We start from the raw sequence: 21,286 nt of genomic DNA, 5'->3' as shown, positions 1-21,286 counted from the left end.
CCGTCGCGGGCACTGCAGCGAAGGTTCATTCTTAACGACCGTCCCGAAAGGACCACTGCCGTTATGGCCAAGATCATTGCATTTGATGAAGAGGCACGCCGCGGCCTTGAGCGGGGCCTGAACACCCTCGCCGACGCCGTTAAGGTCACCCTCGGCCCGCGTGGACGCAACGTCGTCCTCGAAAAAAAGTGGGGCGCCCCCACGATCACCAACGATGGTGTTTCCATCGCCAAGGAGATCGAGCTGGACGATCCCTACGAGAAGATCGGCGCCGAGCTGGTCAAGGAAGTTGCCAAGAAGACGGATGACGTCGCAGGCGACGGCACCACCACCGCTACCGTGCTGGCCCAGGCCCTGGTCAAGGAAGGCCTGCGCAACGTTGCCGCCGGCGCCGACCCGCTGTCCCTGAAGCGCGGCATCGAAAAGGCTGTTGACGCTGTCACCGCCGAACTGCTGAACTCCGCCAAGGAAATCGAAACCAAGGAAGAGATCGCCGCCACGGCCTCGATCTCCGCCGGCGACGACGAAATCGGTGCGCTTATTGCCGAAGCCCTGGACAAGGTTGGCAAGGAAGGCGTCATCACGGTCGAGGAATCCAACACCTTTGGCCTGGAGCTCGAACTCACCGAAGGCATGCGCTTCGACAAGGGCTACATCTCCGCTTACTTCGTCACGGACGCAGAGCGCCAGGAAACGGTCCTCGAGGACCCGTACATCCTGATCGTCAACTCCAAGATCTCCAACGTCAAGGAACTGGTTGCTGTCCTCGAAAAGGTCATGCAGTCCAACAAGCCGCTGCTGATCATCGCCGAAGACATCGAGGGCGAGGCCCTGGCCACCCTGATCGTCAACAAGATCCGCGGCACCTTCAAGTCCGTCGCCGTCAAGGCTCCGGGCTTCGGTGACCGCCGCAAGGCACAGCTCGCCGACATCGCCGTGCTCACCGGCGGCCAGGTCATCTCCGAGGAAGTCGGCCTGAAGCTGGAGAACGCCGGCCTGGAGCTGCTGGGCAAGGCCCGCAAGGTTGTTGTGACCAAGGACGAGACCACCATCGTCGAGGGTGCAGGCGACGCCGACCAGATCGCCGGCCGCGTTTCCCAGATCCGCGCCGAGATCGAAAACTCCGACTCCGACTACGACCGCGAGAAGCTGCAGGAGCGCCTGGCCAAGCTGGCCGGCGGTGTCGCAGTCATCAAGGCCGGTGCCGCAACCGAGGTTGAGCTCAAGGAGCGCAAGCACCGCATCGAGGACGCCGTGCGCAACGCAAAGGCTGCCGTTGAAGAAGGCATAGTCGCCGGTGGCGGCGTAGCCCTCATCCAGGCCGGCGCAAAGGCATTCGCCAACCTGCAGCTCTCCGGCGACGAAGCAACCGGCGCCAACATCGTCCGTGTTGCCATCGACGCCCCGCTGAAGCAGATTGCCTTCAACGCAGGCATGGAGCCCGGCGTGGTGGTGGACAAGGTCCGCGGCCTCCCCGCAGGCCACGGCCTGAACGCCGCAACCGGTGAATACACCGACCTGCTGGCTGCCGGAGTGAACGACCCCGTCAAGGTGACCCGCTCTGCCCTGCAGAACGCGGCCTCCATCGCCGGCCTGTTCCTCACCACTGAAGCAGTCGTGGCCGACAAGCCGGAGAAGAACCCCGCTCCCGTTGGCGGCGGCGACGAGATGGGCGGCATGGGCGGCTTCTAGCCTTCCTGCCGGGCCAGTCCCGCAGCTATAAGAAATGCGGCCCCTCTTCGAGGGGCCGCATTTTTTCTTGGCTGGATTTTTCGAGGACCGGGGCGCCGCTACTTCCGTGCGCTGGAGAGCATCCCTTCGACTTCCTTCTTGAAGGCTTCGGCGGCAGCCTGGGGAGTGAGGCGGTCGTAGAGCACTTCGTCCGTGTACCGCTTGATGACGTTCTGCACACTGCCAGCCCCCACCGGCGGGACCGGGGGTGCTTCCTTCATGTCCGGGGCAATGTCCTTGAGGAAGGACACCACCGTGGTGTCTGCTGGCTTCAGGGCGGGGGTAATGCTTTCGACAATCTCCGGGTTGGTGGGCACGCCCCGGTCCGTCATCAGGATGGCGCCGGCCTCTGGACTGTTGGTCAGGTAGTTGATAAAGGTGGCGGTCTCCTCGGGATGCTTGGAGCGTGACGAAGCCGACCAGAACATTGTGGGCTTGTAGTACATCCCGTTGTCCGCGGCGGATCCGTCGATGCTGGGGGCGCGGAGCATCTTGATGCTGCTGCCCGTGGTGGATTCCAGTGAACCCAGCTGGTTGGTCCACCACCAGGCCATGCCAACCCTGTTGGTGCCGAACAGGCTTTCCTCCAGGCCGGCGCCCGAGTCCTCGGTGGCCACCGTTGCCGGAGGGCTTGCCTTGGAGTCCCGTTGCTCCTTCAGGCGTTCCCAGAAGGACGCAGCCGTCGCCGTGTCGAAGTCCAGCTTGCCGTCGGCAGAGTACAGGTTTTCGCCGTGCTGCCGCAGCCAAATGATCAGGTCCGCTTCGTTGCTGCCGTATGCGGCACCGTAGTTCTTTCCGTCGCCGGCTGCGCTGATCTTCGACGCCGTGTCCATAAAGTCGTCCCAGGTCCAGGTGGTGTCGTCCGGGAGGGGCACGCCCGCGGCTTCGAAAACCTTGGTGTTGGCCATGATGACATAGGCATTCTGGCCGGTGCTCAAACCGTACTGCGCACCGTCGTACTGGCCCGACGACAGGGCTTCCTTATCCAGCTTTGAAGTGTCGATCCCGTCCTGTTTTCCGAGGTCCAAGAGGGCGCCCCGCCCGCCGTACTCGGCGATGTATTTCTGGTCCATCTGGATGACGTCCGGCGCGTCATTCGCTGCAGTCTTGGTGGCGAGCTTGTCCCAGTAGCTGGACCACTCGCCCGGTTCTGATTCGATGTTGATGTTGGGGTGTTCCGCCTCAAAAGCGGCGATGACCTTTTCGGTCTGGGCATTGAGGTACTCATTGCCCCACCAGGCGAAGCGCAGGGTGACCTGCCCGTCGCCGCCCGAGCCGCCCGGCGCTCCGCAGCCGGTGGCGAGGATGGAAAGTGCCAGGGCCGCTGCGCCGAGTTGGAATTTCCGCCGGCTGACAGTCCGAATCGTCATTGATGTGCCTTCCTGAATGCCGCCTTCCCCTCCCAATGCGTCCTCGGCCCGGAATCAGGAAAGCGTTTTCTCGAATAGTACTGCGATTGTTTCCCGAATGGTTCCCGCGCGTCAAGAACTTTCGGTAAACGCTTTCTCGGTCACTGCCGCCCTGCCCCGGCGACGGACAAACCGGTAAGTGCCATCATTGTGGTGCCGGTCTGGGAGGATGGACCGGTGACGATTACTGCAGCGGCTGACGGTTCGGCCTTGGGAAATCCCGGCCCGGCCGGCTGGGCCTGGTACGTGAATGACGACTGCTGGCGCGCAGGCGGGTGGCCCCACGGGACCAACAACCAGGGTGAATTGATGGCGGTGCTTGACCTTCTGCGCGCCACAGCCCACCTCCCGGAGGAGGAACTGCGCATCCTCTGCGACAGCCAATACGTCATCAACTCCATCACCAAGTGGATGCCGGGATGGAAGCGCAAAGGCTGGCGCAAGGCCGACGGCAAGCCCGTCCTGAACGTTGAGCTCCTGAAGGAGCTGGACCGGGAGCTTGCAGGCCGAAAGTACACATTCGAGTGGGTCAAGGGGCACGCCGGGCACGACCTGAATGAGGCGGCGGATGAACGCGCCCGCGCTGCGGCCACGGCCTATCAGCAAGGCGTCGCCGCGCGCTCGGGCCCGGGTTTCCCCGGCGGGCATCACCCCATTTCGGCAGGTGCCACGGCCTCCCGGCCCGGGAAGGCAACCACGGAGACGCGGCAGGGCACAGGGACACAGCCTGCAGTGACCCCCCAGGGTGCTGCCGGATCCACAAGAACACGGGGCTCCCTGCCCCTGGCGAGCATGGACGAACCGGATCTGTTCAGCCAGCTCGAAAACGACGCTTTCGACGTCGCTGAAGCCAAGCGGCAGGCCTCTCCGCCCGAAGCCCTCGTGGAGGAGCTGGAGCGCGAGCTGCTGGGGCCGTTGGTGCGCGGTGACATCGGCCGCACGGCCGTCCTGCTGCACCCTGATTTCATGGAGATCGGCAGTTCAGGACGGGTGTGGACGCGCGACGCGATGATGATGGCACTTGAGGAGGACCCGGGGGAGCGGACCGACATCGAGATACTGGGCGCAGACCGGATTGGTGCGGGTGCAGTCCTCCTGACCTACCGGAGCTTCGCCCGTTCGGGAACCATCCTTCGGAGTTCGCTGTGGGTCCTGGACGGAGACCGCTGGCGCCTGAGGTTCCACCAGGGAACACCGGAGGCGTAAAACGCAAACGGCCCGTGGCCTAGCTGAAACGCTGGGTGTTGCCCTGTTCCGCCTGGGCGTAGGTGGCGGCAGCGGATGCCAGGGCTGCGTTGATGGAAGCCAGGGCGGCCTCAACCCTGCCCTGAGTCAGAGTCCACTCGGCTATCAGGGCCTGGAAGTTGGTTGCGGCAGAGCCGCGCCAGGAGCCCTGGAGTTCGTCCAGTCCGTGCTTCATGGCCTGGACATCAGCGCTGATCCTGTCCACGGTGGCCTGCACGTTGGCGGACTTCAGCTGCAGCAGCTCGGTATCGACGGAAATGATGCTCATGGCAGTGCCTTTCGCGATGGTGGGCAGCAGTAGCTTCCCCGCCCGGCCTTTCCGGGTGCTGCAACGAGCCTAGGAACGCGGGCGTGCCCCGCGCCAAGAGAGATCGCTATATGTGGATAACCTCGCCGTCGCTGCCGGTGGCATCGGCCTGCTGAGGATTGTCCTCACGGCAGGGCAGGCTGACCACCAGGGTCGCCCCGCCGCCGTCGGTCTGGGCCACCCGGACTGATCCGCCGTGGGAGCCCACGATCGCGGCCACAATGGCCAGGCCCAGTCCGCTGCCTCCTGTTTCGCGGGTACGCGAGGTGTCCGCCCGGTAAAACCGTTCAAACACCTTGGAGGCGTCCTCGTCCGATATCCCGGGCCCGTGGTCGCGGACCTCGATGATGGAAAAGGCTTCGTTGTTGGTGCTCCGGACACCCACGGCCAGTTCGATGGGGCTGCCCTCCGGGGTGTACCTGAGGGCATTGCCCACGAGGTTGCCCACCACCTGGCGAAGCTTGGCTTCGTCGCCGAGCACTGGCGCCGGGGAGGCCGGGCCGCCGTCGAGCCCGGTCAGTGAAATGACGCGCGAGCGGTCGCTGGCCTGGGTGTCAACCACGGCGTCGTGCGCAATCAGCTGCAGGTCCACCGGCTTTTGCTGCAGCGGCCGCTGCTCGTCAAGCCTGGTCAGCAGCAGCAGGTCCTCCACCATGGAGCCCATGCGCTTGGCTTCGCTTTCGATCCGGCCCATGGCGGTGGCCACATCCTCGTCGGTTGCCAGGGCACCATGCCGGTACAGCTCCGAATAACCACGGATGGTCACCAACGGCGTGCGCAGTTCGTGGGAAGCGTCGGCGGCAAACCGCCGCATCCTCGCTTCCGAGGCGGTGCGGGCCGCAAACGCCGTTTCGATGTGCGCAAGCATGGCATTCAACGAACTGCTGAGCCTGCCGACTTCCGTGGCTGGATTTTCGACCTCCACGCGCCGGGACAGGTCACCGGCGGCAATGGCTGCCGCCGTCTTTTCCACCCTGGCCAGGGGCCGGAAGGACCGGGACACCGTCCAGGAGGCTATCAGGGAGGCCAGCAGCAGGGTGAGCAGACCAACGCCGGTCACCACCAGGCTGGCGTGTTTGAGGACGTCGTCCACGCTCTGCAGCGGCAGGCCAATGACCACCACTCCGGCGCCCTGGTTGGTTTGGACCGGAACGGCGACAACCCGCCAGTTCTCGCCGTCCGTGCCGCGGACCTGGTACGGCACCACGCCCCGTGCCTGCGCCGCCACCACCGACATGGACTTGATGTCGGGATGGATATCGGGGTCGCCGCCGAACGGAATGGGTTCCTCTCCGGGGGCAAACAGGATCAGGGAGTAATCCGTGGGGACCGGATTGGGTGCCTGCAGCTGGCTGAATGAGCCCTGTTTCCGGGCCACCCCCACAGCCGCGTTCAGCTTCTCGTCCACCTGGCCCTGCAGGTAGCTGTGCAGCAGCGCGAGGGTGCCGGCCCCGGTCACCGTCAGTGCCACGATCAGCAGGGCCATGATCATGGCCACCAGCTGCGTCCTCAGGGAGGAGGACTTCCACCGTTCCAGCAAGGTCAGCGCTTTTCTGCCGTCCGGAGCACGTAGCCCACACCGCGCTTTGTCTGGATCAGGGCCGGCGCCTCGGGATCGATGTCCACCTTCCGGCGGAGGTAGGAGATGTAGGACTCAACGATGGATGCATCGCCGTTGAAGTCGTACTCCCACACGTGGTCCAGGATCTGTGACTTGGACAGCACACGGTTGGGATTGAGCATGAGGTAGCGGAGCAGTTTGAATTCGGTGGGGGAGAGCTCGATTACGGTGCCGCCGCGGCGCACCTCGTGGGCGTCGTCGTCGAGCTCGAGGTCTCCCACGCGGATGACGGCGTCGTCGTCCAGCAGCGGCTGGGTGCGGCGCAGCACGGCGCGGATCCGGGCCACCACCTCGTCCAGGCTGAACGGCTTGGTGACGTAGTCGTCCCCGCCCACCGTCAGTCCGGTGACCTTGTCCTCGGTGTCGTCCTTGGCCGTCAGGAAGAGGACGGGGAAGTGCTTGCCGGAGGCGCGGAGCTTCCGGGTCACCGTGAACCCGTCCATGTCCGGAAGCATGACGTCCAGCACGGCCAGGTCAGGGGCGTGCGTATCCGCGGCGGCCAGCGCGTCCCGGCCGTTGGCGGCGGAGACAACCTCGAACCCGGCGAAACGCAGCGAGGTGGAGAGCAGCTCGCGGATGTTCGGTTCGTCGTCGACGACGAGGAGCTTGGCTTCGGGACCGGTCTTGTTCATACTCCCATCATGCTCCCAGTCACTGGGAGTTGTCTGGACGTTTACTGAAAACTGCCTACCACCCCATCGTTCCCGGTCCGCCCTTGAATGGGCCAACCACCCGGCTGGTGATCCAACCACCGTAAAAGCCGCCGGCCTGCGGACGCACGCGTTCACCGTCCACCTCGCAGTAGTCCATCTTCCCGGGATAAACGGCCACGCGGCCCGCGAGCTCCGCGTAGCCGTCCATGGGCTCCGGATAGAACCACGCGGCCCGTTCCGCGGCTATGCCGCCGCCGTGGACGCTCAGGTAGCTGGCCGTGCCCTTGAACTCACAGAAGCTGCTGCCCTCGATAGGGATGAGGGATCCAGACCGGAAGTCTTGCCGGCGAAAGTAGTAGACGGGCGGGTGGCTGGTTTCAAGCACCCGGAGCGAGTTTGTGGTGTCCAGGACCAGTTCCCCGCCCAGGACGATCCGGATCCGCTCGTTGCTTGGTTCCACTCTGGGCGGCCGCGGATAGTCCCACACCGATTCCTGGCCGGGAAGGGGAACCTCAGGGGTTTTGCTGGCGTGCATTACTCCAGTGTGCACCCGGCACCGCCGCCCTGCACGACTAGCCCTAGCCGGGCTGGCCGACGTCCTTGGCGTCCATGATCCGATACGCGTAGCCCTGTTCGGCCAGGAACCGCTGGCGCTTCGCTGCGAAATCCTGATCTAAAGTGTCCCGCGCCACCAACGAATAGAAGCGGGCTGCCCGGCCGTCCTTCTTGGGCCGCAGCAGCCTCCCCAGCCGCTGGGCCTCCTCCTGCCGGGACCCGAAGGAGCCGGACACCTGGATGGCCACGGAGGCTTCGGGCAGGTCGATGGAGAAGTTGGCAACCTTGGACACCACCAGCGTCTGGATGTCTCCGGCACGGAATTCATCAAAAAGCCGCTGGCGGACCTTCACGGAGGTGTCGCCCTTGATGACCGGCGCTCCCAGGCGCCCGCCCAGGTCATCCAGCTGGTCGATGTACTGCCCGATCACCAGCAGCTGTTCCCCGGCATGCCGGGCCACCAGCTCCTCCACCACGTGTGTCTTGGACTCGGAGGTGGAACACAGCCGGTACTTGTCGGCGTCGTCCGCCATGGCGTACGCCACCCGCTCATCCTTGGGCAGGTCCACGCGGACCTCCACGCAGTCAGCAGGGGCGATGTACCCCTGGGACTCGATGTCCTTCCAGGGCGCGTCGTAGCGTTTGGGCCCGATCAGGCTGAACACCTCGCCTTCCCGGCCGTCCTCCCGAACCAGGGTGGCGGTCAGCCCGAGCCGGCGGCGCGCCTGCAGGTCCGCCGTCATGCGGAAGATCGGGGCCGGCAGCAGGTGGACTTCGTCGTAGATGATCAGGCCCCAGTCGTGGCCGTCCACCAGTTCCAAGTGCGGATACAGGCCTCCGCGCCGGGTTGTCAGGACCTGGTAGGTGGCGATGGTGACCGGACGGACTTCCTTCACGGAGCCGGAGTATTCACCAATCTCGTCGTCGGTCAGGGACGTGCGCTTCAGGAGCTCGTCCTTCCACTGCCGTGCCGCAACGGTGTTGGTGACCAGGATCAGGGTGGTGGTGGAACCGGTGGCCATGGCTGCCGCCCCCACCAGGGTCTTGCCGGCACCGCAGGGCAGCACCACCACACCGCTGCCGCCGGCCCAGAAATTCTCGCTGGCCAGCCGCTGGTAGGGTCGCAGCTGCCAGCCGTCCTCGTTCAGTGCGATCAGGTGCGGTGTGCCGTCCACATAACCCGCCAGGTCCTCCGCGGGCCAGCCGATCTTGAGCAGGAGTTGCTTGAGCTGGCCTCGCTGGGACGCGTGCACCACCACCGTTTCGCCGTCGATCCGGGGCCCCAGCAGGGGCTGGATCTTCTTGGCCCTGATTACTTCCTCCAGGACCGGGTAGTCGTCCGTCCGCATCACCAGGCCGTGCTGGGGATCCTTTTCCAGGCGGAGCCGGCCGTACCTGGACATCGTCTCCTCGATATCGATCAGCAGCGAATGCGGCACGGGGAACCGGGAGTACTTCAGCAGGGTGTCCAGCACCTTTTCCGCGTCCAGTCCCGCGGCGCGGGCGTTCCACAGGCCCAGCGGCGTGAGCCGGTAGCTGTGCATGTGCTCGGGTGCCCGTTCCAGCTCGGCGAACGGGGCGATGGCATGCCGCGCCTCGGTGGCGAGCTCGTGGTCCACCTCAAGGAGGATGGTTTTATCGCTTTGGACGATCAGGGGTCCGTCGTTCACGCGGGGGAGTCCTTCACTGGCGCAGTTCCTCTGCGGCCTCAACATCGATGATCCGGTGGATGGACAGGACGCGCTCCGTCTCCTTTGCGGGGTCAAACACCCGGACGCGCCCGCCGCTTACGGATAGGGGAACAACAACTTCAAGGTTGGCATTCCCCAGGCTGTCCACCACGTTCATGCTGATCCGCTGCTTCAGCCGGATGGCCCGCTGCAGCACCTCCAGCCCCAGCTGCGTGGCCACTTCACCGGCCTGGTCACCGCCGGGATGGCGTACGACGGCGGCACCCGCCTGGCGCAGTACCGCCAGCTGGGCATCCACGTCTTCATCAGCAGGAGCCGAGCGGGGCGGCGTATAGACGGGCCGGAGGCTTTCCTGCGGAACGGGGTTCCGCCGGAGCCGGACGGCAGGATCCTCAGCTCCTTCCACGGCAGGGGACAGCCCCAGGCTCCGCAGAACCTGGGCTGCCTGCCGCGGCGGTGCCGTGGAGATGAGGACCGTGGGCGCAATCCTGACGAGCCCCAGCCCGGCCGCCTTGGGCCCGGACAGGAGCTCGAGCAATGCAGCCTCGTCCTCGCTCTGGATAAAGCTGGCCGCCTGCCCCACGCGCACGCGGCCGTGCCGTGAGGCGGTGTCCTCCACCAGGTACTCGAGCGGCTGGGGTACGGCGGTGGCGGAGTGCTCCCGCAGGAACTCCAGCAGCCCCGGCGCGTCATAGCCGGAATCGAGCGCGCGGCGGATGGAACTGTCCGTGAACCTGTAGATGGTGGCGGGCCCCTGGCCCTCGGCGTCGGCCATGACCAGGAGCTTTTCGGTCAGTTCAGGGGCGAGGTATCCGGGTGCAACAGCGGTGAGGTCCGCCTGCAGGAGCACATGGTTCAAGGCAGCCGGAAGGTGTTCTCCCAGGATCGACAGGGCCGCGTCCGGTCGGTCCTCCGCGAAGGCGCTGCCCAATTGCGTCAGCGCCCCGGACCCCACCAGTCCAAGCAGTTCGGCCTCCGCCAGGACGCCGCGGATCAGCGAGCTGAACCGCCGCGCCATCCGGGGTTGGGCCCACTCGGCGCGCTGGAGGACGGCGGCGGCGTCCAGCACGGGAGCCGCTCCGTCCTGGGCCGCGGCTTCGGTGGTGAGTTCGTGCAGTATCTCCAGGATGCGCTTGCGGATCACCGGGGCATCGGGGCGCTGGGGCTCGGCGGACAGCGGCACGATGGTGCTGCCGGAGGCGGTGCGGTGTGCCGCCGGCAGCCCCTGGGCGCCATTGACGGGCTGGCCCACCAGGGACGGGACCCGCTCGCTGGCCAGCCAGGCGTTAACCAGCCACAGCCATTGCTCCTGCCGGGGCAGTCCAAGCCACTCGAGCTCCGGCGGCTGGACCCAGGACGACGAGTCCACATCCAGCCGTATCAGGCCCGCGAGCCCGCACAGTTCCAGCAGCAACCCAACCCGCGCCTGCTCAACGCGGAGCAGTTCGGCAAGCCGGCGCGTTTCCCGTACCCCCACCCCGCCGCTGCGCAGCGTCGTCAGGGGCTGTTCCCGTACGGCGTGCAGAAGTTCGCCCACCAGCCGCAGCGTCTCGGAGATGGCGCTCATCGCCGCGTTCCTCCGCAGCATGGCAGTGGTCCAGCCCAGCTCCGGAACGGGCGGTGTGAGGGCGAAGTCGTCGATGATCACGCCGCCGCGCAGGGACAGTCCCACGCTGTGCGGCAGTTCCACGTGTGCCGCATCGAGCGGTACCAGCAGGCCGCGGGCCAGGAGCCAGTCAATCGGCCCGACGTCGGAACCTTCCGTCGTGACGGAAGCCTTGCGTTGCGCCTGGGGGACGGCACCCATGGCCCAGTTGCGGAACCTGCCGAGCAACGCCGTCGTGCGTTCCGGCGCGCCGGCGAGGATACCCTTCAGCGCCTCGGGGGAGGACGTCCAGTGCTGCAGGGCGAGGGCGGCCTCCATGGGGGTGGTTGCATCCTGGATGGCGGCGCCGCTGTGGTGCAGTTCGGAGACCAGCTGGACCGCGCGCTGGGCAAACGCCGGCTGGAGGCGCACCAGTTCCGTGTAGCTCCGGCCAAGGCCGGCCGGGTAGAGTCCCACAACATCCTTGAGGCACCCGACCGGCAGGTAGTAGTGCTGCCTGGTGCCTGCGGCGGGTGTCCCGTGCGGCGGGGCCGCCCGGTGCACCAGTGCCAGTTCCTGCAGCCCGGCCAGGATCTGCTCGACGGTGGCCACGGTGGCACCGGAAATCATCTTGCGCAGCCCCGCGGCCGAAGCACTGTGCTCGGTATCCGTATTGGTGCACAGGTGAAGGGTTTCCAGCACCTGCATCTGGGGCCGGTTGAGCCGTTCAAGGGCCCGCTGGACGCTGACCCGGGAACTGGCGCGGGCAGCGAGGGCGGAGAAATCGGGAACAGCAGGGGACATCAGGTCCGGCCGCGCGGCGAACAGCGCACGCAACGAGTCGTCGCTGCGTGACTCCAGATCCTTGCCGAGCGCGCGTATGAGGGACATCAGTCCCAACGTTACCGCTGGTCGGGCTTTCCTGCCCGGCGCCGCCCGGCAACACTGTCCAGGACGAGGAAGAGCATGAGGAGAAACGCTACCGGCAGGCCATACAGGGCCGCGTACGTTACCCATGACGGCGCCACCGACCCGGCAAAAGCGAGGGCCATCACTGCTCCCACGGCCACCAGGGAAAGCACTGCAATGACTGCGGCCGCGATCATGATGGGCCGCCGGTAGCGCGAGGGTGTCATGAATGTAACGCTACAGCGCTCCGGGCACCCGGCGTGAACGCTGTTGCCTGGCCCTGTTGGAAGCGTGAATAGGGCAGCGGGCAGGATAACCTTGAAGGATATAGACCAACACGGTTTAGAGCAGCCATACCTTGAACCCGCACAACAATGCGGATGCGGTGGCGGCTGGCCGTGTCTCATGACAGCAGAAGAAGGTTGATTACGTGCCTACCGGCAAGGTCAAGTGGTATGACAAGGACAAGGGCTTCGGGTTCCTGGCAGGCGAGGACGGCCAGGAGGTTTTCCTGCCCAAATCGTCGCTGCCCGAGGGCGTGACGGAGCTCAAGGCCGGCACCCGAGTGGAATTCGGCGTGGCCGACGGCCGCAAGGGCGCCCAGGCCCTGGGCCTGCGGGTCCTGGACAAGACGCCGTCCATCGCAAAGGCCAAGCGGCCCGCCGCCCGGGACCTCGCACCGCTGGTCCAGGACCTGGTGAGCGTGCTGGACAATCTGTCCGGCACGCTGTCCAAAGGAAAATACCCGGAAGGCAACAAGGGCAAGGCAATCGCGGCTGCCCTGCGTAAGGTTGCCGACGAGCTGGACGTTTAGCAGCCGATGAGTCCGGAAGCTGAACAGCCGCAGACGCAGGTGCACGACGCTGCAGGTGCCGCGACGGCTCCTGCAGCGGGAACAGCCCCGGCGGTGGCCAGGAACGCGCCAAAACGCCGGGCAGGCGTGCCGGTATGGCGGACCGGCAAGCCGGACGCCTTCCTTGCCGGTGCCGTCGATACGGCCCGCACCGCGCTGGAGGGCATCACGGCCGCCGGGGACATCGGGCGGCACCTCGCAGCCAAGAGCGAAGGCGACCGTTTGGTCACGCACCTGTTCGAGTCGAAGCTCGCCGGCTACGGCGGCTGGCAATGGTATGCGGTGGTAACCCGTAACTCCCGCTCCAAGGTGGTCACCGTCAGCGAGCTGGGCCTGCTGCCGAGCGAGGATTCGATCCTCGCTCCTGAATGGGTGCCGTGGGCTGAGCGCGTCCGTCCGGAGGACGAGCAGCAGCAGGAACGGGAAGCCTCCGAATCTGAAGAAACCGCACCGGCAGTTTCCGCCGCGGCTGTTGCCGAACCTGACGCCGATGCCGGTTTCACGGAATCCGACGCCGCCGATGCCGATTTCACGGATGATCCTGCCGCGCCGCCTAAGGCGAGCGACGCCGGCAGCGAGTAACTGCTGAACGTTCCCTGGCCGGGATACACAAACGGCGCCGTCCGGGCGAAACCCGGGCGGCGCCGTCGTACTGAAGGAAAGGCTACTTGCGGAGCTGGCCCACCACGTAGTCGATGCTGGCCAGCAGTGCGGAGACGTCGTCAGGCTCGATGGCAACGAACGTGGCAATCCGGAGCTGGTTGCGGCCCAGCTTCCGGTACGGCTCAGTGTCCACGATGCCGTTGGTGCGCAGTACCTTGGCTACGACGGCGGCATCCACTGATTCGTCGAAGTCAATGGTGGCAATGACGTTCGAGCGCTCATCCGGGTTGGCGACGAAGGGGGTGGCGAACTCGGCGGCGTCGGCCCAGCTGTAGATGCGCCCTGCCGAGTCGGCTGTCCGGGCCGCGGCGAAGTCCAGCCCGCCGTTTGAGTTCAGCCACTGCACCTGGGCGTCCAATGTCACCAGGGTGGACAGGGACGGGGTGTTGTACGTCTGGTTGAGGCGTGAGTTGTCAATGGCGGTCTGCAGGTCCAGGAAATCGGGAATCCAGCGGCCGCTTGCCTTGACCCGTGCGGCGCGTTCCAGCGCAGCAGGGGAGAACAAGCCAAGCCACAGTCCGCCGTCGGAGGCGAAGTTCTTCTGCGGGGCAAAGTAGTAGACGTCGCTCTCAGCCACATCGACGTCCAGGCCGCCGGCTGCAGAGGTGGCATCCACCAGCACCAGTGCATCCTCATCCGCGCCTGCCACCCGCTTGACCGGTGCGGACACGCCCGTGGAGGTCTCGTTCTGCGGCCAAGCATAGACGTCCACGCCGGCCTCTGCCTGCGCCACCGGCCGGGTGCCGGGCTCGGACTTGATGATGGAGGAGGCGTCCAGGAACGGTGCCTTGTTGGTGGCGGCCGCGAACTTGGAACCGAACTCACCGAAGGACAGATGCTGGGCCTTCTGCTCCACCAGGCCGAAGCTGGCAACATCCCAGAACGCCGTGGAACCGCCCACGCCCAGGACAACTTCATATCCTTCCGGGGCGCGGAAGAACTGGCTGAGGCCCTCGCGGACTGAACCGACGAGGTTCTTGACCGGAGCCTGCCGGTGCGAGGTGCCCAGGACGTTCTTCGATGCGGCGGACAGCGCATCAATCTGCTCCTGGCGGACTTTTGAAGGTCCGGCGCCGAACCGCCCGTCCTTGGGGAGGAGATCGGCAGGAATAGTGATGCTTGGTTCGCTCACGGGGGCTCCAATTTCGGCGTGGACGCGGCTTAGGTCCGGACGGGTGGATGGTCGCTGGCGCGCAATCGGCAATGACTGCATCGAAGGCCTTTCCCATTCTGCCTGAACAGCTGATTCGGCGGGAACCGGGACCGTCATAGTCCAGCCACTGAGACGGGTTGCCGGGCGGCTTCCAACTATTCGGACTAAGTCAAAATAGGCTAAGCTAGCCAACGGACTACGTCGCGGTGAACAGCGATACGGTGGGACAACGCAAGGTACTGCGCTCGAGGAGCTGAGCTGGATGACGGATCTGATCGACACTACGGAGATGTACCTTCGGACCATTCTGGAACTGGAAGAAGAGAACATCGTTGCCCTGCGGGCCCGTATCGCGGAACGCCTGCGCCACTCGGGTCCCACGGTGTCCCAGACCATCGGCAGGATGGAGCGCGACGGCCTGGTTGTGGTCTCCGGCGACCGGCATCTGGAGCTCACCGAAGTCGGCCGCAAGCGCGCCACCGAGGTCATGCGCAAGCATCGCCTGGCCGAGCGGCTCCTGGCCGACGTGATCGGGCTGGACTGGGCCTATGTGCACGACGAAGCCTGCCGCTGGGAGCACGTGATGAGCGAGCGGGTGGAGCGGCGCATCTACGAGTTGCTGGACCATCCCACCGAATCGCCGTACGGCAATCCGATCCCGGGCCTTGCCGCACTTGGTGGCCAGCCCGCTCTTGCCTCCGCTGATACGGTAACGAGCCTCCTGGAAGCCATGAAGTCCTACGGGCCTGCGTCGGAGGTCACGGTCAGCCGGCTGGCAGAGCCCATTCAGGTGGAGCCTGAACTGCTGTCCCAGCTCGATGAGGGAGGCATCCGCCCAGGCGCGGCGGTAACCCTTGAACGTGTGGGCGACTACATCTCGGTCCGCGTGCCCGGCATTGAAGGCGCTCTGGAACTTCCGCCGGAGGTTGCCGCACACGTGTTCGTTCACGTTCGCTAGGAAGGCCGAACCGCCCGGTGTGAGGCCGGTAACTCCGAGATAACGGAATTGTTACCTACGGCCTTAAGCCCCTATAGTTGAACCAAGCGTTGATACAAAAGCGTTACCTGATCCGGAGCCGAGCTCTGCCAGCGGATCGGGAGCACGAGTCACTAACTGGCAGAGGCGGGGGAACCACAAGCGGCAGCGGGGGACTGCCTTGGGGTGAAGTCCGTCAGCAGCAAGCCTCTTCCAGTGAAGGAATCCCTCAGCGGATATCTCTGTGCCGAAGCTTGCTTACGGCGGACCGGGTCTTTGAACTCTCTGACCCGAATCCGACAGCTAACTTCGCAGGCTTTCCAGAGAGGAATCCTTCTTGTCCATGCAGACCTCCAGGGGGCGCCGCCGCGCCGCTGGCCCCGCTTCGGCGCCGCGCGTCGCCGAAGTCATCCACACGGAGCGCCCCCGCGATCTCCACCGTGATGCGCGGCGCCGTCGGGGTCCGTTCCGGCAGATCACCGAGTTCGCCTCGGCGAGCGGCATCGGCCAGAAAGCCGGCATGGCACTGGCTGCCACCGGTTTGGTGCTCACCGTGACTGTTCCGGCGACCAGCCCGGTCATGGCCACCGACGGGGCTGGCCTTGCGCCTGTTGCGGCCACCGCTGTCACCCCGCAGCCCGCTATCTCCGCCGAAGCCGGAGCGCAGATCGACTTCAGCCGCTCGGCCGTAGTGACCCAGGCGGATCCGGACGGCAAGCTCAAGCAGCTCCTGAGCGCTCAGTCCGCCGGCGCCGTTTCCCGCGCCGCATCCACCGGAAGCCTGGGCGCCCCGCTGGCGTCGCTGACCACAGCCTCGCCCTTCGGTTACCGCGTCAGCCCCATCACGGGCGGATCCGGCGACTTCCACCGCGGGCAGGACTACGTTGCCCAGTGCGGGACCTCGGTTCTCGCGGCCGCCACCGGCACCGTGACGTTCGTCGGCTGGCACCAGTTCGGCGGCGGAAACCGTGTGGTGATCGACCACGGAAACGGCCTGGAGACCACGTACAACCACCTCTCGTCCTTCAATGTGACTGAGGGCCAGACTGTCTCGCGCGGCGAGGTTGTGGCACTGAGCGGAACCACCGGAGCCTCCACCGGATGCCACCTGCACTTTGAGGTGCAGGTCAACGGCGAAGTAGTGGATCCGACGGGCTGGCTCTAGTCAAATGATTGCTGACTCTCGAATTGCCGTGACCAGCCGTGACCTGAATGTGACATTCAGTCAAAACTCCTGTACCGTCTAACTCGCGTCAACTTTTCCGAAGTTGACGCTCTTGTGCGGATTGCCTAACTCTGCCACCGCTCAAGGTCCGTTCGCATTTCATCGTCTGGCAGGGGCGGGGGAACCAATTTTGGCCTTCTTCACGGAAGGCCTTGGGGTTAAGTCGCAAAGCTTCCTTGAAGCGCCGCGGCCGGGTGACTCCCATCCGAATCCGACAGCTCACCTCGCAGGCATTGGGAGAGGCTACCTTCGTGTCTTCACGCCATAATTCTGCGCGCCACCGTGCGCAACCGGTCCGTACCAACCCTTTGGACGCCGTGTCCAAGGCTGTTAGTGCCAACGCCGGGACAGTTGGTCGCCAGGCTGCTGTTGTTGCAGCCGCTTCCGGCCTTGTCCTTGCCATGGGACTGCCGGCCACCGCGGACACCACCGCCGGTGTCTCCGCTTCCACCGAGTCCGGTTCCGCGCAGACAGCACTTGCAGTCACCGCAGCACCTACCGCCACCGTTTCCTTCGAGCGCCCGGTGGTCACCACCGTCGCCGCCCCCGTTGTTGAACGCGTGACCGTGCTGTCAACCTCCGACGACGAGGACGAGACCGCCACCTCCGCCGAGTCAACCGCGTCAACCGCGGCAGAAAAGGTTGTTGCGACTGCCGCTTCTGCGGCCACCACCGGCCTCGCCGCCATTGCCTACACCGGCATTGGCAGCCCCTACGTCTGGGGTGGCACCAGCCCCACCTCCGGTTGGGACTGCTCGGGCTTTACCCAGTGGGTTTACGCCCAGGCCGGCATCAGCATCCCCCGCGTGAACGCATGGACCGCCATGACCCCCACCTCCACCCCCCAGCCGGGTGACCTGGTGATGCAGAACGGCGGCGCGCACGTCGGCATCTACGTCGGCAACGGCATGATGATCAGCGCACTCAACCCCTCCCAGGGCACTCTGCTGCACTCCGTCGCCGCCACCGGCACCTCCTCCTTCTACACCCTCGCAGGCTAATAGTTCTTGGGGCTTCGGCCCCGGGAACTATTTCTTTGCCCGCACTTTTTCGCTAAACCACCATCCCCGTTCGGGGCGCGCCGACGTACCCCCAAGATGCCGGCGCGTCCAAAACTCTCGGGTTGCCCACAGGCCCCGAGGTAATCGAAAGAGAGAACTGATGACTACTCGTGCTACCGCACGGCACCGTGCCGAGGTCACCAAAACCAGCTCGATCGCCGTCATTGCCAAGGCTGTGGGCGACAACGCCGGCGGCGTAGGTCGCCAGGCCGCCGTGATCGCTGCCGCCTCCGGCCTGGTGCTGACCAGCGGCGTCGCCGCCAACGCTGCCGACGCCAACATCCAGCGTGACTCCGCTCCGGCGTCCGCCCTGGAAGTTGAATCGGCCATCGAAGCTCCCATCTCCGCTGCTTCCACCATCGCCATCACCTACGAGAAGCCTGCCGTCACCACCACGCCGGCGCCCGTGGTCGTGGAAGAGCCCGAGGTTGAGGTAGAGGAAGCCGCGCCGGCGGCCCCTGCCCCGGTTGCCCAGACCGCTCCCGCTCCGAAGGTCACCGCCAAGGTTTCTGCTGCGTCTGCTCCTGCCGCTCCGGCTTCCGCCAGCGGCAAGGGTGCAGCCATCCTGTCCGCCGCCTACGCCCAGCTGGGTGTCATGCAGGACTGCACCATGCTGGTGACCAACTCCCTGGCGGCCGTTGGCATCAACTTCCACGATTGGCCTGCAGGCTACCTGTCACTGGGCCGCACGGTGAGCGCTGCCGAAGCCCAGCCCGGCGACCTGATCTACTACGCTGACGGCGGCGCCGGCATGGCGCACATTGCTGTCTACGCAGGCAACGGCCAGGCGGTCCACGGCGGCTACAACGGCAACCAGACGGTTGTCTTCAGCGCCAACGTTGGCTCCGGCCCGGTTTTCATCCGCGTCAACTAGACCCCGCGTCCCCGGCCGGCGCCCTCGACGGCCGGGGATGGAGAAAGGACCTCTGCCCACAAAGCAGGGGTCCTTTCCCTTTTAAGGGAAGCAGGCGGGGCCTGCGGCCGGTCCGTGCGGAGGGCTCCAGGAGATGCCTGCCAGCTGACGGATCAAATGCCTTCCCGAGGGCGATTAGCTGATAGTGCGCTTCTGTGTTTACTCTTGTGGTGTCGATCCATAGCCCGGACATGCCGAGGGCAGCCGGCCCTCGTGCCCCTGACGGGTGCGGCCGTGAAGAGGTACGTGCATGCGCACTCTCGTTCTGAATGCTGGATATGAACCGCTGGCGGTTGTCACTTTCCGTCGGGCGCTGGTGCTTGTGCTCACGGGCAAGGCGAGCGTGGTGGCCGAAGGGGACGACCCCGTGGTGGGGCCACAGGAAATACTGGGCCGCCCCTCGGTGATCCTCCTCAACCGCTACATCCGCCCGCGCTACAACCAGGCCACCGCCGTCAGCCGACGGGGTGTGCTGAGACGGGACGGGCACAAGTGTGCCTACTGCGGCAAGGCTGCGCACACGATCGACCATGTCCACCCAAAATCACGCGGCGGAGCCGACTCCTGGGAAAACCTCGTGGCTGCCTGCCTCCGCTGCAACAACGCCAAGGGTGACCATACGCCCGCGGAAATGGGCTGGAAGCTGCGCTTCGTTCCGGAGCCTCCGCGCGGCACCATCTGGCAGATCAAGGAGCTGGAGAAGCCCACCCCCGCGTGGGACCCCTTCCTGCTGCCCGAGCGCGCTGCCTGACCGGTCCTTCCCTGTTTGTGCGTCCCTGCCTGCCGCTGGCTAGGCTGGAACGGTGCAAGAGCCAATGCCGCATTTCGATGCCCTGATCCTCGCCGGAGGCCGGTCCTCCCGACTCGGCGGAGTGCCGAAACAGCACCTGCTTTTCGGCGGTGCCACCTTGCTGGAACGATCCCTTGATGCGGCGTCCGGTGCGCGCCGGACTGTGGTGGTCGGTCCGGATCCGGGGCGCCTGCCGGAGGGCGTTCTGTCCTGCCGGGAGCAGCCAGAGTTTGCAGGCCCCGCCGCCGCCATTGCTGCGGGGCTGGAGGTGCTGTCAAGGGCTGGCGGAGAAGCGGAGTACACGCTGGTGCTGGCCTGCGACATGCCGTTGGTGTCGGATGCCGTGGCCCGCCTCTCCTCTGCGCTGGCAGCGGAACTGGCTGGCGGCGGTGCCGGCAGGCCCGACGTGGTTATGGCCGCATCTGACGATGGCACTCCCCAAGGCAGGGCCCAGCCGCTGGCGGGTTTTTACCGCACGGCCGTGCTAAAAAAAGCCGTGCACGAGCTCGCCGCCAGGGGAGCCTTAATCAACGGCTCTGTCCGCTCCCTCCTTGCTAGTCTGGACGTGCAGCTTGTCACCGTATCCGCCGCCTCAACAGCTGATGTGGATACGTGGGACGATGCTGCCGCGCTAGGGATTTCCGCCGGCCACCACGACGATGACCAGGGCCGGCGCAGCCGCAGTTAACTTGGGAGGCAGTTCATGAAAAGCCAGGAAGAGACGCTGGAGGAATGGTGCAGGTCACTGCTCCAGGCCTATGAACTCGAAGACGTCCAGGTGGATATCAATGCCATTCTCTCGCTCGCCGGAGTGGCTGCCCACTCCGTGGTGCGCCCGGCCGCCCCGCTGACCACCTTTATTGCAGGCTATGCCGCCGGCCTCGCCTCAGGGGCAGGCCGGGCAACAGACGCCGCCTCCATGGACTCGGCCCTCGCCGTGGCCCGCTCCCTGGCCGCCGACTACGATGCTGAAGCCGCCGGGACTCCCGGCGAATGACGGAGGAGCCCCCCTCAGAAGCCGGCGAAGGCGAAGGGCAGGACGCGCATCACCATCTCGCCCACACCTGGGAAGAAGCCCGGCAGGCGGCTTTTGATGCCGCCACGCCGATCCCTGCCGGGCCCGTAGCGCTCGGCCTGGCCCTTGGACGCAGGCTGGACCAGGACATTGTGGCACTGCAGGACATGCCCCACTACGCGTCCTCCGCGATGGACGGGTGGGTAGTCAACGGGACAGGGCCCTGGATTCCGGTGGAACCGGGGACAAGGCTGGCGCCGCACCAGGCCAGCCCGATCGTGACAGGCGGCCTGATACCCCCCGGAGGCAAGGCCGTCCTTCGCAGCGAGAATGCCGTGCTGGGCAAAGACGACGACGGTCTGCCGATCCTGACAACGGGCGGCAATACGCGCCCCGGCGAGCCCCGGACCGGGCAGCATATCCGGAAGGCGGGCGAGGAAGCCATGGAGGGTGACCTCCTGGTCGCCGCCGGGGTGGAGCTGAATCCGGCCCATCTGGCCCTCGCTGCCCTCGCGGGGTATGACGAGCTGCGTGTCCAGGGGAAACCGCTGGTGCGGCTCCTGCTGACAGGCTCCGAGGTGGTGGCGCAGGGACTTCCCGTTCCGGGCAAGGTGCGGGACACGTTCGGTCCGCAACTTCCTGCGGTGGTCACGATGCTGGGCGGCATCGCCGGTGGCCAGCAAAGGATCGGTGACTCCTACCAGGAATGGCTCGCCGCCCTGGAGGATGTGGTCCCGGAGATGCCAGGCGTGCCGGACCTGCCCGCCGACGTCGTGATTACCACAGGCGGGACCGGCCGCTCCGGTACTGACCACCTGCGCAGGGCGGTGGCCGAATTGGGCGGGCGGCTCCTGGTGGATGGCGTGGCCATGCGGCCCGGGCATCCCGCCGTGCTGGCTGAGCTGCCGGACGGCCGGTTCGTGCTGGGGCT

The 21,286-nt window shown here is 66.0% G+C and carries 21 protein-coding genes and 2 riboswitches; of the genes, 12 read left to right on the top strand and 9 right to left on the bottom strand.

What is annotated here, in order from left to right:
- The first annotated feature begins 63 nt into the window (after nt 1-63).
- A complete protein-coding gene (gene groL / locus AC5RTT_RS11830; RefSeq protein WP_138134342.1) occupies nt 64-1,692 on the top strand; it encodes a chaperonin GroEL in 1,629 nt (542 codons plus the stop codon).
- 98 nt (nt 1,693-1,790) lie between these two features.
- Here groL and AC5RTT_RS11825 read toward each other — a convergent pair whose 3' ends face one another.
- Nucleotides 1,791-3,101, bottom strand: a complete 1,311-nt coding sequence (locus AC5RTT_RS11825) for an ABC transporter substrate-binding protein (protein ID WP_494145346.1) — start codon at nt 3,099-3,101, stop codon at nt 1,791-1,793.
- A gap of 216 nt (nt 3,102-3,317) precedes the next feature.
- Between AC5RTT_RS11825 and AC5RTT_RS11820 the strand changes: the two genes are divergently transcribed.
- Nucleotides 3,318-4,346 (top strand): RNase H family protein, encoded by a 1,029-nt coding sequence (locus tag AC5RTT_RS11820; RefSeq protein WP_494145345.1) that lies wholly within the window; start codon nt 3,318-3,320, stop codon nt 4,344-4,346.
- A gap of 19 nt (nt 4,347-4,365) precedes the next feature.
- Here AC5RTT_RS11820 and AC5RTT_RS11815 read toward each other — a convergent pair whose 3' ends face one another.
- The 7 genes from AC5RTT_RS11815 to AC5RTT_RS11785 form a co-directional block, all read right to left on the bottom strand.
- Complete coding sequence (locus AC5RTT_RS11815) at nt 4,366-4,653, bottom strand: WXG100 family type VII secretion target (RefSeq protein WP_494011711.1); 288 nt, start codon at nt 4,651-4,653, stop codon at nt 4,366-4,368.
- 106 nt (nt 4,654-4,759) lie between these two features.
- Nucleotides 4,760-6,232, bottom strand: a complete 1,473-nt coding sequence (locus tag AC5RTT_RS11810; RefSeq protein ID WP_494145344.1) for a sensor histidine kinase — start codon at nt 6,230-6,232, stop codon at nt 4,760-4,762.
- 2 nt (nt 6,233-6,234) lie between these two features.
- Nucleotides 6,235-6,945 carry a response regulator transcription factor gene (locus AC5RTT_RS11805; RefSeq protein ID WP_009358145.1) on the bottom strand — a complete coding sequence of 237 codons (711 nt, stop codon included), beginning with the start codon at nt 6,943-6,945 and terminating at the stop codon, nt 6,235-6,237.
- Between the two features lie 55 nt (nt 6,946-7,000).
- Entirely contained in the window at nt 7,001-7,501 is a 501-nt protein-coding gene (locus AC5RTT_RS11800) for a DUF427 domain-containing protein (protein ID WP_494145343.1), read from the bottom strand.
- A 43-nt stretch (nt 7,502-7,544) separates the two neighbouring features.
- A complete protein-coding gene (locus AC5RTT_RS11795; protein WP_494145342.1) occupies nt 7,545-9,191 on the bottom strand; it encodes a DNA repair helicase XPB in 1,647 nt (548 codons plus the stop codon).
- A gap of 13 nt (nt 9,192-9,204) precedes the next feature.
- Nucleotides 9,205-11,688: a helicase-associated domain-containing protein gene (locus tag AC5RTT_RS11790; RefSeq protein ID WP_494145341.1), complete on the bottom strand. Its 2,484-nt coding sequence runs from the start codon at nt 11,686-11,688 to the stop codon at nt 9,205-9,207.
- 11 nt (nt 11,689-11,699) lie between these two features.
- On the bottom strand, nt 11,700-11,933 hold the full coding sequence (locus tag AC5RTT_RS11785) for a hypothetical protein (RefSeq protein WP_494011706.1): 234 nt from the start codon (nt 11,931-11,933) through the stop codon (nt 11,700-11,702).
- Between the two features lie 203 nt (nt 11,934-12,136).
- Here AC5RTT_RS11785 and AC5RTT_RS11780 point away from each other — a divergent pair, with 203 nt between their 5' ends.
- A complete protein-coding gene (locus tag AC5RTT_RS11780; RefSeq protein ID WP_493976444.1) occupies nt 12,137-12,520 on the top strand; it encodes a cold-shock protein in 384 nt (127 codons plus the stop codon).
- A gap of 6 nt (nt 12,521-12,526) precedes the next feature.
- Complete coding sequence (locus tag AC5RTT_RS11775) at nt 12,527-13,141, top strand: DUF3027 domain-containing protein (protein WP_494145340.1); 615 nt, start codon at nt 12,527-12,529, stop codon at nt 13,139-13,141.
- An 82-nt stretch (nt 13,142-13,223) separates the two neighbouring features.
- On the opposite strand, the gene serC is transcribed toward AC5RTT_RS11775, so the two are convergent.
- Nucleotides 13,224-14,354 carry a phosphoserine transaminase gene (gene serC / locus AC5RTT_RS11770; RefSeq protein WP_494145339.1) on the bottom strand — a complete coding sequence of 377 codons (1,131 nt, stop codon included), beginning with the start codon at nt 14,352-14,354 and terminating at the stop codon, nt 13,224-13,226.
- Between the two features lie 283 nt (nt 14,355-14,637).
- On the opposite strand from serC, the gene AC5RTT_RS11765 reads away from it, so the two are divergent.
- The 8 genes from AC5RTT_RS11765 to AC5RTT_RS11730 form a co-directional block, all read left to right on the top strand.
- Entirely contained in the window at nt 14,638-15,333 is a 696-nt protein-coding gene (locus AC5RTT_RS11765; RefSeq protein WP_494145338.1) for an iron-dependent transcriptional repressor DtxR, read from the top strand.
- A 131-nt stretch (nt 15,334-15,464) separates the two neighbouring features.
- A riboswitch (cyclic di-AMP (ydaO/yuaA leader) is annotated at nt 15,465-15,684 on the top strand.
- 10 nt (nt 15,685-15,694) lie between these two features.
- The gene (locus tag AC5RTT_RS11760; protein ID WP_494145355.1) at nt 15,695-16,516 is read left to right on the top strand and encodes a M23 family metallopeptidase; all 822 of its coding nucleotides are present in this window, start codon (nt 15,695-15,697) and stop codon (nt 16,514-16,516) included.
- Nucleotides 16,517-16,644: 128 nt separating this feature from the next.
- Nucleotides 16,645-16,823, top strand: a riboswitch (cyclic di-AMP (ydaO/yuaA leader).
- A 70-nt stretch (nt 16,824-16,893) separates the two neighbouring features.
- On the top strand, nt 16,894-17,577 hold the full coding sequence (locus AC5RTT_RS11755) for a C40 family peptidase (RefSeq protein WP_494145337.1): 684 nt from the start codon (nt 16,894-16,896) through the stop codon (nt 17,575-17,577).
- Between the two features lie 160 nt (nt 17,578-17,737).
- Nucleotides 17,738-18,511 (top strand): NlpC/P60 family protein, encoded by a 774-nt coding sequence (locus AC5RTT_RS11750; protein ID WP_494011701.1) that lies wholly within the window; start codon nt 17,738-17,740, stop codon nt 18,509-18,511.
- 289 nt (nt 18,512-18,800) lie between these two features.
- A complete protein-coding gene (locus AC5RTT_RS11745) occupies nt 18,801-19,301 on the top strand; it encodes an HNH endonuclease (RefSeq protein ID WP_133352094.1) in 501 nt (166 codons plus the stop codon).
- Nucleotides 19,302-19,353: 52 nt separating this feature from the next.
- Nucleotides 19,354-20,028: a molybdenum cofactor guanylyltransferase gene (mobA, locus tag AC5RTT_RS11740; protein ID WP_494145336.1), complete on the top strand. Its 675-nt coding sequence runs from the start codon at nt 19,354-19,356 to the stop codon at nt 20,026-20,028.
- 15 nt (nt 20,029-20,043) lie between these two features.
- Nucleotides 20,044-20,337: a DUF6457 domain-containing protein gene (locus AC5RTT_RS11735; RefSeq protein ID WP_494145335.1), complete on the top strand. Its 294-nt coding sequence runs from the start codon at nt 20,044-20,046 to the stop codon at nt 20,335-20,337.
- Nucleotides 20,334-21,286: molybdopterin-binding protein (locus AC5RTT_RS11730; protein WP_494145334.1), on the top strand; the 953-nt coding region annotated here is incomplete at its 3' end. The genes AC5RTT_RS11735 and AC5RTT_RS11730, both read left to right, overlap by 4 nt.

The organism is Arthrobacter sp. Y3221157 (genome assembly GCF_059089865.1).
The sequence above is the reverse complement of the archived record's forward strand: the minus strand, read 5'-3'. Positions and strand labels throughout refer to the sequence as shown.